Raw genomic sequence first — 12,622 nt, 5'->3', positions numbered from 1 at the left:
ATATAAGGAGAGAAAATGCGTTCTATCACGAATAAGATCGCGTTGATGCTCATCGTCGCGCTGATCGTTTCGTTTGCTGCTATTTCGGCGGTTAGTTATTATACGGCCGAGAACAAGGTCGTTCAGCTCGTTAGCCAAAATCAGGCTCAAATTTTAAAAGACGTCGACGCGGTCACGGATTCGTTTTTTCACGACTACATGGAGGTTGCGAACAAAATCGCTGCTGCCGTGGGCAATACCGATAACGACGGCGACGCGTATATGGCGCAGCTGAAATTTCAAAAATATAATGCAAATTCTTTGATTTCGTTTGTATTTTTCGGTCGCGAAGACGACGGATATTTTTTTCAATCCGACGACACTAGACTAACTCCTGAAAAAGACAACTACGACCCTCGCAAACGTGGCTGGTACATGGACGCAAAAGCTAAAAACGGAGCTATCTATACCGAGCCTTACAAGCCTGCTACATATAACGGACTGGTTGTTAGTTTTGCCGCTCCGGTTACAAAAAACGGTAAATTTATGGGCGTCATCGGCTTTGATATCCAGATCGACGCTCTAAGCAAGAAAATTTTAGATATGGGCAAAACCGAATACGGTTACGTTTACGTGATGAATAAAGACGGCGTCATGCTAATCCACTCAAATCCAGACAACGTCGGTAAAGCAGTCGAGTCTACGCTATATCTTTCAAAACAATACGCGGAAAAGAAATTTGACGAAAACGGCCTGATCCCATACACCAACTACAAAGGCGAAAATGTAACGGCCAAGCTCATACCTATCAACGATCAGGGTTGGTTTGCAGTCGCAGCTATCGGAGCAAATACCTTTTCTAGCAACACTTTGCCGCTTTTAAAAGCTCAGCTTGTGCTTGCTACTGTGTTTATCATCGCGCTTTCGCTATTTGTTTACGTACTGCTTAAAAAATCGCTAAGCCCGATAAAAACTATCCAAGAAAAGCTTGACGATACGTTTAAATTTATCACTTATGAGACGCAAAAAGCTCCTGACAAACTAAAAGTTACTACAAAAGACGAATTTGGACTAATGAGCTACGCCATAAACGAAAATATCGACAAGGTCATCGACGGTATCAAAAAAGATAGCGCGATGATCGACGAGCTAAACGGCGTAGCAAACAAGATGATCAGAGGAAATCTCGGCGCCAAGATCGCCCAGACGCCTAACAACCCTGCGCTAGTCGAGCTAAAAGAGCTACTAAATCGCTTCTTTGCCTCTATCTCGTCAAATTTAAAAGATATCGCCGCGGTGCTAAACGCATACAATAAAAACGACTATACATCCCGCGTGGATATAAAAGACGACATCGAAAGCGACCTGCGCGATATGATGCTGGGACTGCAAAGCGCAGGCGATGCGGTATGCAGCATGCTAAGAGAAAATCTAAGCGAAGCTCAAAGTCTCGAAGAGAAAGCAAAAGTACTCGCTGACTCCATGAGGGAGCTAACGCAAGGCGCAAGCAAACAAGCAAGCGCGATCGACGAGAGTGCGGCCGCGATCGAGCAGATGAGCAGCTCAATGAATGCCATCAGTCAAAAAACAGGTGACGTCATGAGACAAAGCGAAGAGATCAAAAACATCATCGTGATCATCCGAGATATCGCCGATCAGACGAATTTGCTAGCTCTAAACGCAGCTATCGAGGCGGCTCGCGCGGGCGAGCACGGTAGGGGCTTTGCCGTCGTAGCCGATGAGGTTAGAAAGCTAGCCGAACGCACTCAAAAGAGCCTCGGCGAAATCGAAGCTAACGCAAACGTACTGGCTCAAAGTATCAACGAGATGAGCGAGAGCATCAGAGAGCAAAGCGAAGGCATAAATATGATAAATCAAAGCGTAAGTCAGATCGACGATATCACGAAACAAAATATCGGCATCGTCGATACCACAAACGAGATCACCTCACAGATCGACGATATGGCTAAAAATATCGTCGCAGACGTGAGAAAAAATAGATTTTAATTTTTTAACATCAAATTTGGGAGCCCTAGCTCCTAAATTTGAATTTTATTACTAATTTAACCGCAACAAAATAAAAAAATCAAAACCTTAAATTATTATTTAATAGTTAATTTACTATTCTGGGATTAGTAACATTTAATACAAAAAGTTATAAAATCGCGTATTAAACTTTTAATAAAGGGAAAGTAAATGCGCTCAATTGCAAACAAAATATCGTTGATGCTCATCTTGGCACTTTTTATATCGTTTTCTGCGATATCTTTAGCTAGTTACAATACGGCTCACGACAAAACCGTAGACCTAGTGATTCAAACTCAAAAGCAAATTTTAAAAGACGTTAAAGTCATGTTGACTAACTTTTTTGAGAGCAATCAATACGCCATAGAAAAGATGGCCGAGAGTCTAGCTAAAATAGGCGAAAAAAGCGACGGCGAAAGAAACGCGGACGGTATAAATTTCGCTTTATCTCAGGCAAAAGCCGTATCCGGAAAAGAAATATCTCTCATTTATGCCGGATATGAGGACGGGGCTATGTTTAGATCAAACGGCCAAAACAAAGCAGGATACGATCCGAGGGTGAGAGGTTGGTACAAACAAGCTAAAGCCGAAGGCAGACCGACGTATACCGATCCATATATGGCCGCTTCGTTAAACGCGATGGTTATAACATTTGCCGCGCCTATCAAAAACGTCGGAGTGGCCGGCATAGACGCATCTATCGAGGCGCTAAGCGATAATATATCTCAAATCAGCAAAACCGCATATAGCTACGCTTTCGTCGTCGATCAAAACGGCAATATCATCATACACCCAGACAAAGATCTAGTCGGCAAACCTCATGATATAGCCAAAAGCCTCATCAAGCAATACCAAGAAAAGAAATTTGACGAAAACGGACTGGTAGCGTATAAAAACAATAAAAACGAGGACGTTTACGCCTATATGCTGGAGCTAAACGATAAAGGCTGGCTTGCTGTAACGGCGATGGATCAAAATATCTTTACCTCGCATACCTTGCCTATCTTAAAGATTCAGCTTATCTTGGCCGCTATATTTATATTCGTCTTATCGGCGATCGTACATTTCTTGCTCAAAAGATCGCTTAGCCCGATCAATACGATCACTGGCGCTTTGATCAGCTTCTTTAAATTTTTAAATTTCGAGACAAAAGAGCCCGTCGTTTCAAAAGTAAACACAAAAGACGAATTTGGCGTAATGAGCAAGCTAATAAACGATAATATAGCTAAAATTTGCGATAACGCCAGCCAAGACGCTAGAGCGGTATCTCAGTCTGTAGAGGCTGCAAAACAGATAGAAAACGGAAATTTAAGAGCTAGGATAACCGACAACCCGGCCAACCCGAAACTAGTCGAGCTAAAAGACGTTTTAAATAAAATGCTAGACGTTTTAGAGCACAAAGTCGGTAGCGATCTAAACGTGATCCAAAAAGCTTTTAACGACTTTAGAAAATCTGATTTCACGTCAAGGATCGCAGACGCCAAAGGCGACGTCGAGCTCGTGACGAACGAACTTGGCGAAGAGATAGCCGGCATGCTCGCGTTTAACCTAGAAAAAGCTCAAACTTTAGAAGAAAAAGTCCACATGCTATACGAGTCTATGAAGCAAGTGGCTCAGGGCGCTAGCACGCAGTCAAATTCTCTCCAAGAAAGCGCCGCGGCCGTAGAGCAGATGAGCAGCTCGATGAACGCCATCAGTCAAAAAACCGTCGACGTCATCAGACAAAGCGACGAGATCAAGCATATCATCGTTATCATCCGCGACATCGCCGATCAGACGAATTTACTAGCTCTAAATGCAGCTATCGAGGCAGCGCGCGCAGGCGAGCATGGACGCGGTTTTGCCGTCGTGGCCGACGAGGTTAGAAAGCTAGCTGAGCGCACTCAAAAATCGCTCGGCGAAATCGAAGCCAACACAAACGTCCTAGCTCAAGGAATCAACGAGATGAGCGAAAACATCAAAGAGCAAAGCGAAGCTATCAACATGATAAATCAAAGCATCGCCCAGGTCGATGAGCTCACCAAGCAAAACGTCAATATAGCCAACGCCACGAGCAGGGTAACTAGCGAAGTGGACGACATGGCAAAAGCTATCGTAGAAGACGTTAGGAAAAAGAAATTTTAATTAACTCCATCAAAACGGCGGGTTTGGATAAATTTGGCTTGCCGTTTTGATTTGACTCCTTTTATTTTGGCTGCGAAGCGTTAGTAAAATTAACCGCTTTGCAGCTTTCTCTTATTTTTTTATTTTAAATTTGTACCCTTTTGAGCTAAATTTGCCGTAAAATTTGACTATAATTTCGCAAAGGATAAATCATGCAAGAGTGGGCTTTATGGGCGCTGGCTTCGGCGGTTTTTGCCGCGCTTACGGCGATTTTCGCCAAGGTCGGGCTTGAGGGTATAGACTCAAATTTTGCGACTTTTATCAGGACTCTAGTTATCGCAGCGGCTCTAATTTTGTTTCTCACATATGCTAAAAAGTGGCAGCCCCTTGGCGAGCTAAGTGCGCTAAACTGGCTATTTTTGACGCTTAGCGGACTGGCTACCGGCGCGTCGTGGTTGGCGTATTTTAAAGCGCTTCAGATAGGCTCCGCGTCGCAGGTAGCTCCGATAGATAAGCTTAGCGTCGTTTTGGTCGTCATTTTTGCGGTTATGTTTTTGGATGAACGCCCGAGCGTCAGAGAGTGGATCGGTATCGCGCTGATCGCTAGCGGCGTGTTTACGCTGGTTTTTGCAAATAGATAGTTTACGCGTAAATTTTATTTGAGTTAAATTTACCAAATTTGGCGAGCATAAAATCGCGGTTTGCTAGCAAAATTTCGCGTCAAATTTGTGCCCACCAATCACAAATTTGATATGTACATTGTCAAATTTCAACCGCAAAAATACAAGCTATCAAATTTATTCCTTAAATTTAGCTTCGTGCTCCAAAAGCCAAATTTTAGTCGCCAGCCCTTCGCCGCCGCTGTATCCGCCAAGGCCGTTTGAGGCTATGACTCTGTGGCAGGGCACGATGATGGGGATTTTGTTTTTTGCGTTTGCCGAGCCTGCCGCGCGAAACGCTCTCGGCCGCCCCGTCATCGCTGCCAGCTGGGCGTACGTTACGCGCTGCCCGTAAGCGATCTTTTGCAGATTTTCGTAAACGCACCTTTGAAACGCCGTGCCGCCGATATTTAGTCTTGTTTTAAAGGTTTTAAGCTCGCCTTTAAAATAACCCTCAAGCTCGCTTAAACAGAGCTTTAAATTTACGTCCGTTACGTCCGCGCGGACGAATTCGCGCACGAAATTTATCTCGCAAACTCCGCTCTCGTCGCCGCAAATTTCCAAAACGCCCACAGGCGAGTTAAAATACGCTTTTTGCATCGTAATTCCTTAAAATCAAGTGCTTAAATTTAGCCAAATTTCGCTTTGTTTTGCTAAAATTACGTAAATTTTAATAAGGATAAACGATGGACTTTTTCACGCAGTACGAAAAACACGTAAAAGAGCGCGAGGCCCTAGGCGTGCCGCCGCTACCGCTAAACGAGAAGCAGACGAAGGAGGTTTGCAAGCTTTTAAAACAAGGCGGAGATAGGCGGAGCGAGCTTATAAATTTACTCGCAAATCGCGTAAATCCGGGCGTAGACGACGCGGCGAAGGTAAAGGCGGAGTTCTTAAACGAGATTATAAATCATGGACTTGAGATAAGCGGTCTTGATAAAATCGCCGCCGTAAATTTGCTGCGACCGATGCTTGGCGGATACAGCGTCATCGTGCTGCTTGAAAGCCTAAAAAACGGCGATGAGGCCGTAGCCCAGGCCGCCTGTAACGTACTAAAAGAGACGATTTTCGTACATGATTATTTTAACGACGTAGCGCAGCTTGCAAAAACCAATAAATTTGCGCTAGAAGTTCTGCGCTCATGGGCGGAGGCTGAGTGGTTTAGGGCGCGCGAGAGCCTGCCTAGGCGTATCAGGGCGGCGATCTTTAAGGTCGCCGGCGAAACCAACACCGACGATCTAAGCCCGGCTAGCGAGGCCTACACGCGCTCCGATATCCCGCTGCACGCAAACGCGATGCTAGTTAAGCGTCAGCCGGGTAGTCTAGAAATGATCCGCGAACTTAAAAAAGGCGGGCTAGAAGTCGTCTACGCTGGCGATGTCGTGGGTACGGGCAGTAGCCGAAAGAGCGGCATAAACTCCATCCAGTGGCACCTCGGGCGCAAGATAGAGGGCGTGCCGAACAAAAAAACGGGCGGTATCGTGATAGGAACGGCGATCGCGCCGATATTTTTTAACACTGCCGAGGATAGCGGCGCGCTACCTATAGTAGCCGACTCAAGCGCGCTAGAAACGGGCGACGTCGTGGATATCTACCCGTATGCGGGCGAGATCTTCCGCGTCGGGCGGGTAAATTTGAGCGCCGAGGGTAAATTTGATGCGGTTCAAATTTACGACGAAGCTAAATTTGAAAATTTAAACGAAAATGCTAAGCCCAAAGGCGAGCCGGTTGCTCGTTTTACGCTTGCGCCAAACACGATATTTGACGAGATCAGAGCCGGCGGACGCATACCACTCATCATCGGCCGCTCGCTTTGCGGTAAGGCCAGAGCCGCGCTAAATTTAGGCGCGGAGGATATATTTGCGAAGCCCGCGCAGCCGCAAGCGGACGAGAGCGAGGGCTACACGCTAGCTCAAAAGATCGTGGGCAAGGCCTGCGGCGTGCAGGGTATCAGAGCCGGGCAATACTGCGAACCGGCGACTCTAACCGTAGGCTCGCAGGACACCACCGGGCCGATGACGCGCGACGAGATCAAGGAGCTGGCAAGTCTTGGATTTTCAGCTGATTTCGTGCTGCAGAGCTTTTGTCACACGGCGGCGTATCCAAAGCCCAGCGACCTCGAGACGCAAAGGACGCTGCCTAAATTTATGAGCTCGCGCGGCGGAGTGAGCCTAAGGCCGGGCGACGGCGTCATACACTCGTGGCTAAACCGCATGGTGCTGCCCGATACCGTGGGCACTGGCGGTGACTCTCATACGCGGTTTCCTATCGGCGTGAGCTTCCCTGCGGGTAGCGGACTGGTGGCGTTTGCGGCGGTGTCCGGGGCTATGCCGCTAAATATGCCAGGCTCTGTGCTCGTGCGATTTAGCGGGCGGCTACAAAAGGGCGTGACGCTGCGCGATCTGGTAAATGCGATCCCGTACTACGCGATCAAGCGTGGACTGCTCACGGTCGAAAAGAAGGGCAAGAAAAACGTATTTGCCGGTAAAATTTTAGAGATCGAGGGGCTGGAAAATCTAAAAGTCGAGCAGGCCTTTGAGCTAAGCGACGCCTCTGCGGAGCGCTCTGCGGCGGCCTGCGCAGTAAATTTGAGCCAGCAGAGCGTCGCTGAATATGTCCGCTCAAACGTCGCTCTCATCGAGGCGATGATAGAGGCCGGGTATGAGAGCAGGGCGAGCCTGGAGCGCCGTGCGGCGAAAATGCGCGAGTGGCTAGCGGCGCCCGAGCTGCTGCGAGCCGACAAAAACGCGCGCTACGCCGAGGTGATCGAGATAAATTTGGACGAGATAAAAGAGCCCATCCTAGCCTGCCCGAACGACCCCGACGACGTCGCGACTCTGAGCGAAGTGCTAGCCGATAGCTCGCGCCCGCACAAGATTGACGAGGTATTTGTGGGTAGCTGCATGACAAATATCGGCCACTACCGAGCGCTCGGCGAAGCTCTGCGGGGACTTGGGGCGCTGCCGACTCGCCTTTGGATCGCGCCGCCTACCAAGATGGATCAGGCTCTGCTCGAAAAGGAGGGCTACTACGATATCTTCCGCGCGGTAGGCGCTCGCACGGAGGTGCCTGGATGCTCGCTTTGCATGGGTAACCAAGCCCGCGTAAACGACGGCGCAACCGTGTTTTCGACCTCGACGAGAAATTTTGATAACCGTATGGGCATGGGCGCGCGCGTGTATCTAGGCAGCGCCGAGCTAGCGGCAGTTTGCGCCGTATTAGGCAGGCTGCCTAGCGTGAGCGAATACATGAGCATAGTGCCCCAAAAGCTTGCGGGCAAAGAGGCACAGATCTATCGGTATCTAAATTTTAACGAGATAGAAAATTTTAAAATTTAGCAAATTTGGTTACTCGGGTAAAATTTGCGGCTAAAGCTAGGCTGTTTTGCGGCCGGCTTTTTCGCAAATTTTATCTAGCCAAATATGCATCCTTAAAATCGTCAAATTTAATGAGTCCACCTAAGCGTAAAGGTAGTTTCTTTGCCTAGTTCGCTTTCGCAGGCTACGGATATAGCGTTGTTTTCGCAGGCTCTTTTGACTAAATTTAGCCCGATGCCAAAACCGCCTTGGTCTTCGTTAAACCGCGTGTATCGCTCGAAAATTTTATCTTGCTGCTCTTTGCTTAGCCCCTCGCCGCTATTTGAGATTTTTAGCTCGCCGTCTTGCAAACTAACCGCGACGTAGCCGCCTTGGTTTGCGTATTTTACGGCGTTGCTTAGTAGGTTATCCACCGCACGTTTTAGCTCATAGCCGTTTGCATTTATGAGAGCGTCTTTTAAATTTAGCCTTAAATCAAGCCCTCGTTTAGCAAAAAACGGAGCAAAAAATTCGAGCCGCTCGTTTAAAATGTCTCTCAAATTTAGCTCCTCTTTTGGTGCGCAGCGCTCGGCACCAAAGGATAAATACGTGAGGTCCTCATAGGTACGGCTTAGCGTTTTGGCGGCGGTTTGGATGTTGTTTAGGCGCTTTAGATTTCTCTGGCTTAGGCTACTTTTATCTGCCGTTTCGATGCTCATAAGTATGACGCTAAGGGGCGCGTTTATCTCGTGAGTAGAGTCTTTTATAAAGCGATTTAGCGCGGCGATCTTGGCGTGTAGCGGCGCTAGCGCGGTCTTTGCTAGATAAAAGGCGATTATCATGATAACGCCTAAAACGATAAGCAAATTTAGCGCCGTACGCAGTCGCAGCAAATTTAGCTCGCTCGTGACGTCCTTGCCGCTTAGCGCGATTTTTGCCGTCGATAGCTCGTCGGCGCCATCTTCGTCCATATTTTGCAAAGCCTCAAATATCGTTACCTTGCCGTCCGATACGACCGTGCTACTCTGGGCGTCGTCAAATTTAGCGCAGCCCGCCTCGCCGTATAAAATTTGACCGCTTTTAGCTACGATGCAGGCTTTGACGTCTTTTTCGGCGGTAAAGCTTTTTACTGCGCCAAGCCCGGACATGCGCGCTTTCATGTAGATACCCATCTTGATCTCTTTTAGATTTTTTACCTCGTTTGAGATGAGGGCTTCCTTTTTCATTTTATAGTCGTTTGTAAAAAAATACCCCAAAAATATGGTGCTAGTGATGAGATAAAGCGAGAGGATTTTAGCTATAACGGCGGAGCGCTCAGACATAAATATAGCCGTCTCCGCGCCTATTTATGATCGCGTCCTTGCCTAAAATGCGGCGTAAGTTTTTGACGTAAACCCGCAGGCTCAGCTCGCTTGGCTCCTCGCCGTAGTTCCAAATTTTCTCAAATATCGTCTCTTTGCTCAGTAGCGCGTTTTTATTTTCCAAAAATAGCGCCAAAAGTTCGCTTTCTTTGTTTGAGAGGTTTACGATTTGCCCGTTTTGCCGGAGCGTTTTGGAGCTTGGATAAAATTTATATCCACCATTAAGCTCGATAAATTCGTCATTTACGTGAGAAAATTTGCGCTTGAGTAAAATTTGAATACGAAGCAAAAGCTCTTTTAGCTCGTAGGGCTTTTTTAAGTAGTCGTCGCAGCCGCTTTTGTAGCCGATCTCTAGGTCTTGTAGCGCGTTTAGCGAGGTGGTAAAGATCGCAGGCGTGTCGTCGCCAAGCCGCCTAAGTTCGCGCAAAAGGGAGAAACCGTCGCCTTTAGGTAGCTTGACGTCGAGGATGAGGATATCAAAATTTCGCTCGTAGGCGGTATCGAGGGCTGCTTTAGCATCGGCGCGAACGGTCACGTCGTAGCCTTGTTCGCTCAGATACTCGCTGATGAGTTCGCTTAGCGTCTCATCGTCCTCTACGAGCAAAATTTGCGTCATTACATCTTATCCTTTTTCATATCTTTCATATCGTCTTTCTTTTTACCCATATCGTCTTTCATCTCTTTCATGTCGCCCTTCATTTCGTCCTTTTTTATCATCATATCGTCTTTTTTCTCCATCATGGCGTCCTTCTTTTCCATCATGGTATCTTTTTTCTCCATCATATCGCCTTTCATCTCGGCGGCAAAGATAGAACCTGTAACGAACAACGCGCTAAGCGCAACTAAAGCTAACTTTTTCATAGCATCTCCTTTAAGAAAATTTATGATGGAAGTTTAGCCAAGAAACGTGAAACGAGCGTGAATTTATGCCATCAGGCTAAAAACGTACGATAAAAGCGGCAGGCTAATAAAGCTAAACGCGACTCCCACGGCCACAGCGGCGACAGCTAGCTGGCTATCAAGCTCTGCCTTCATGATCATCGCGCTTGCTAGCACCATCGGCGGCATGGCGCACTGCAGGATGCCTATCATCCAAATTTGACCGAAATTTACGCTAAAAACTATCGTGACTAATATAAAAATAAAAGGCGCTAGCAACATCTTGCCTGCGATTACCACTGCAGTTGATTTATAGCAGCTCTTGATACTGCGAAATCCAAGTCCGATGCCGATCGCAAAAAGAGCTACCGGAACGACGCTTTGCGCAAAAAGCGTAAGTGCGTCAAATAGCACCTTTGGAAGCGGAACGCCGCGAAGCAAAAAGCCTAAGATGAGCGCGACGAAAGGAGGAAATTTGACTACTTTCATCACGTTTTGCACGAGCGAAACCTTTGCCGGAGCGCCGAAAGCCAGGATAAAAGGCCCAAAAATGCTAATCGGGATCGAGGTGGCTAACTGATCGTAAAAGATAACTTCGTTCATCGCGTCCTCGCCGAAAAAGCCTTTGATGATAGGCATACCCATAAATACGGTATTTCCGAACATTCCCAGCAGTACGGCGCTCACGGTGGTGGCTTTGTTAAATTTTAAAAATCTGCACGCCAAAAATATCGCCGCAGCGCCCAGCATCGAACAAGCAAAGCCCGTGGCGATGACGTTGATAAGCGTAGTGTCGATGTTTACGTGGTAAATTTTGTCGAAAATCAGCGCCGGAAGCGCGAAGCAAAGCGCGTAGTTTATGAATACGGAGGCGTTTTTTTGCTCAAAGACTTTAAATTTTTTCGCCCCGTAGCCTGAGGCGATAATGATAAAAATAGATAATAATTGCGTAAACATTTGCGTAATCCGAGTTATAAATTTCAAAAATGCGATTATACGGCGGCTCGCATTAAAGAAAAATAAAATTTAATTGAATTACTTAACATCGCCTTAACGCATTTTTGTATATAATCTCGCGTTAAATTTTAAAAAGCGAGAAATAATGAAAAAACTTATCAAATTTATCGCGGTTTTCGCCGTGCTAGCGGGGGTTGGTTACTACTTCTACGATAAAAATTTTAACGTCCCGCAAGTCGATCAGTTTATCGCCTCAAAAGCCGTTCGCGGCGAGCTGGTAAAAAGTATCGAAAGTAACGGCGAGATCTACGCTACTGAGCTAATCGACGTGGGCGCGCAGGTAGGCGGCCAGATTAAAAAGCTCTACGTAAAGCTCGGCGACGTCGTAAAAGCCGGCGACATGATAGCAGAAATCGACTCCGCGACTCAGCAAAATAACGTAGATACCAAAAAAGCCCAGCTTGGTATTTACGAAGCGAAGTTAAATTCGGCCAAAGTCGCGCTTGAGATTTCAAAGACCAAATTTAAGCGCGAGCAAGAGCTTTTTGCTAAAAACGCAACCTCAAAAGAGGAGTTTGAAAACGCTAAAAATACCCTAGCCGCAAACGAAGCCTCGCTAAAAGAGATTGAGGCGCAAATTGTGCAGGCTAAAATCTCTCTAAACACCGCTCAGATAGACCTTGGCTACACTAAAATCACGGCTCCAAAAGGCGGCGTCGTGGTCTCCGTGCAGGTCGAGGAAGGTCAAACCGTAAACTCAAATCAAACTACGCCCACCATCGTAAACATCGCAGATCTAAGCAAAGTCCAGCTAAAAATGGAGATCGCCGAGGGCGACATCACAAAGATAAAAGTAGGCTCAAGAGTCGAGTACTCGATACTATCCGAGCCAAACCGTAAATTTCACGCCCGTATTAGCTCGATAGATCCGGGCCTCACCACGCTAAGCAACGGCAAATACACCACGACCACAAGCTCCGGCTCGACCGCCTCAAGCTCGAGTAGTTCGGCGATTTACTACTATGCCAAAGCTATCGTGGATAATGCCGATGGTACGCTAAGGATCGGTATGACCACGCAAAATACCGTCATCCTAGATAGCGCTAAAGACGCCGTTATCGTACCGTCGATCGCTATAAAAAAAGAGAACGGCAAAAGCGTAGTCTACGTGCTAAAAAAGGATAAAGACGGGCTAGATACGGCCGAGCGAAGAGAGGTGCAAACGGGACTAACCGACAGCTTAAAAACTCAAATTTTAAGCGGAGTAGAAGAGGGCGAGGAGGTCGTGACGAAACAAAACTCGGCGGCTGAAATCAATGCGATGCTCGAAAAAGAAAAAAGAAGAATGAAATTCTAAGGCGACGTC

General features: G+C 47.1%; 8 protein-coding genes and 4 pseudogenes. 7 read left to right on the top strand and 5 right to left on the bottom strand.

What is annotated here, in order from left to right; genetic code table 11:
* Positions 1-15: 15 nt before the first annotated feature.
* From H7R39_RS11655 to H7R39_RS09045, 5 genes and pseudogenes are all read left to right on the top strand, one after another.
* A pseudogene (locus tag H7R39_RS11655) lies at positions 16-747 on the top strand (cache domain-containing protein); the annotation flags it as partial.
* An 837-nt stretch (positions 748-1,584) separates the two neighbouring features.
* Positions 1,585-1,986 (top strand): annotated as a pseudogene (locus tag H7R39_RS11650) (methyl-accepting chemotaxis protein); the annotation flags it as partial.
* Positions 1,987-2,175: 189 nt separating this feature from the next.
* Positions 2,176-2,949, top strand: a pseudogene (locus H7R39_RS11645) (cache domain-containing protein); the annotation flags it as partial.
* Between the two features lie 807 nt (positions 2,950-3,756).
* Positions 3,757-4,128: pseudogene (locus H7R39_RS11640) on the top strand (methyl-accepting chemotaxis protein); the annotation flags it as partial.
* A 191-nt stretch (positions 4,129-4,319) separates the two neighbouring features.
* Positions 4,320-4,748, top strand: a complete 429-nt coding sequence (locus H7R39_RS09045; protein ID WP_185898921.1) for an EamA family transporter — start codon at positions 4,320-4,322, stop codon at positions 4,746-4,748.
* Positions 4,749-4,904: 156 nt separating this feature from the next.
* Here H7R39_RS09045 and H7R39_RS09040 read toward each other — a convergent pair whose 3' ends face one another.
* The gene (locus H7R39_RS09040; protein ID WP_185898920.1) at positions 4,905-5,366 is read right to left on the bottom strand and encodes a methylated-DNA--[protein]-cysteine S-methyltransferase; all 462 of its coding nucleotides are present in this window, start codon (positions 5,364-5,366) and stop codon (positions 4,905-4,907) included.
* Between the two features lie 86 nt (positions 5,367-5,452).
* Here H7R39_RS09040 and H7R39_RS09035 point away from each other — a divergent pair, with 86 nt between their 5' ends.
* Positions 5,453-8,101 (top strand): bifunctional aconitate hydratase 2/2-methylisocitrate dehydratase, encoded by a 2,649-nt coding sequence (locus tag H7R39_RS09035; RefSeq protein WP_185898919.1) that lies wholly within the window; start codon positions 5,453-5,455, stop codon positions 8,099-8,101.
* Positions 8,102-8,208: 107 nt separating this feature from the next.
* Here the strand turns inward: H7R39_RS09035 and H7R39_RS09030 are convergent, their stop codons facing one another.
* The 4 genes from H7R39_RS09030 to H7R39_RS09015 all read right to left on the bottom strand — a co-directional run bounded on the left by H7R39_RS09030 (position 8,209) and on the right by H7R39_RS09015 (position 11,256).
* A complete protein-coding gene (locus tag H7R39_RS09030; protein ID WP_185898918.1) occupies positions 8,209-9,381 on the bottom strand; it encodes a sensor histidine kinase in 1,173 nt (390 codons plus the stop codon).
* Positions 9,374-10,036: a response regulator transcription factor gene (locus tag H7R39_RS09025; RefSeq protein WP_185898917.1), complete on the bottom strand. Its 663-nt coding sequence runs from the start codon at positions 10,034-10,036 to the stop codon at positions 9,374-9,376. Before H7R39_RS09025 ends, H7R39_RS09030 begins: the two co-directional genes overlap by 8 nt.
* Entirely contained in the window at positions 10,036-10,281 is a 246-nt protein-coding gene (locus H7R39_RS09020) for a hypothetical protein (RefSeq protein ID WP_002944746.1), read from the bottom strand. Before H7R39_RS09020 ends, H7R39_RS09025 begins: the two co-directional genes overlap by 1 nt.
* Before the next feature lie 63 nt (positions 10,282-10,344).
* Positions 10,345-11,256: an AEC family transporter gene (locus tag H7R39_RS09015; RefSeq protein ID WP_122871381.1), complete on the bottom strand. Its 912-nt coding sequence runs from the start codon at positions 11,254-11,256 to the stop codon at positions 10,345-10,347.
* 145 nt (positions 11,257-11,401) lie between these two features.
* Between H7R39_RS09015 and H7R39_RS09010 the strand changes: the two genes are divergently transcribed.
* Positions 11,402-12,613 (top strand): efflux RND transporter periplasmic adaptor subunit, encoded by a 1,212-nt coding sequence (locus tag H7R39_RS09010; protein ID WP_185898916.1) that lies wholly within the window; start codon positions 11,402-11,404, stop codon positions 12,611-12,613.
* The last annotated feature ends 9 nt before the right edge of the window (positions 12,614-12,622 follow it).

The organism is Campylobacter massiliensis, assembly GCF_014253065.1.
In the GTDB taxonomy this organism is placed as follows: Bacteria; Campylobacterota; Campylobacteria; order Campylobacterales; family Campylobacteraceae; genus Campylobacter_A; species Campylobacter_A massiliensis.
The sequence above is the reverse complement of the archived record's forward strand: the minus strand, read 5'-3'. Positions and strand labels throughout refer to the sequence as shown.

What these genes read in the sequence shown, in the direction of transcription:
- H7R39_RS09045 (WP_185898921.1), top strand. Translation starts at nt 4,320, where the DNA reads ATGCAAGAGTGGGCTTTATGGGCGCTGGCTTCGGCGGTTTTTGCCGCG.
- H7R39_RS09020 (WP_002944746.1), bottom strand. Translation starts at nt 10,281, where the DNA reads ATGAAAAAGTTAGCTTTAGTTGCGCTTAGCGCGTTGTTCGTTACAGGT.
- H7R39_RS09035 (WP_185898919.1), top strand. Translation starts at nt 5,453, where the DNA reads ATGGACTTTTTCACGCAGTACGAAAAACACGTAAAAGAGCGCGAGGCC.
- H7R39_RS09040 (WP_185898920.1), bottom strand. Translation starts at nt 5,366, where the DNA reads ATGCAAAAAGCGTATTTTAACTCGCCTGTGGGCGTTTTGGAAATTTGC.
- H7R39_RS09030 (WP_185898918.1), bottom strand. Translation starts at nt 9,381, where the DNA reads ATGTCTGAGCGCTCCGCCGTTATAGCTAAAATCCTCTCGCTTTATCTC.
- H7R39_RS09015 (WP_122871381.1), bottom strand. Translation starts at nt 11,256, where the DNA reads ATGTTTACGCAATTATTATCTATTTTTATCATTATCGCCTCAGGCTAC.
- H7R39_RS09025 (WP_185898917.1), bottom strand. Translation starts at nt 10,036, where the DNA reads ATGACGCAAATTTTGCTCGTAGAGGACGATGAGACGCTAAGCGAACTC.
- H7R39_RS09010 (WP_185898916.1), top strand. Translation starts at nt 11,402, where the DNA reads ATGAAAAAACTTATCAAATTTATCGCGGTTTTCGCCGTGCTAGCGGGG.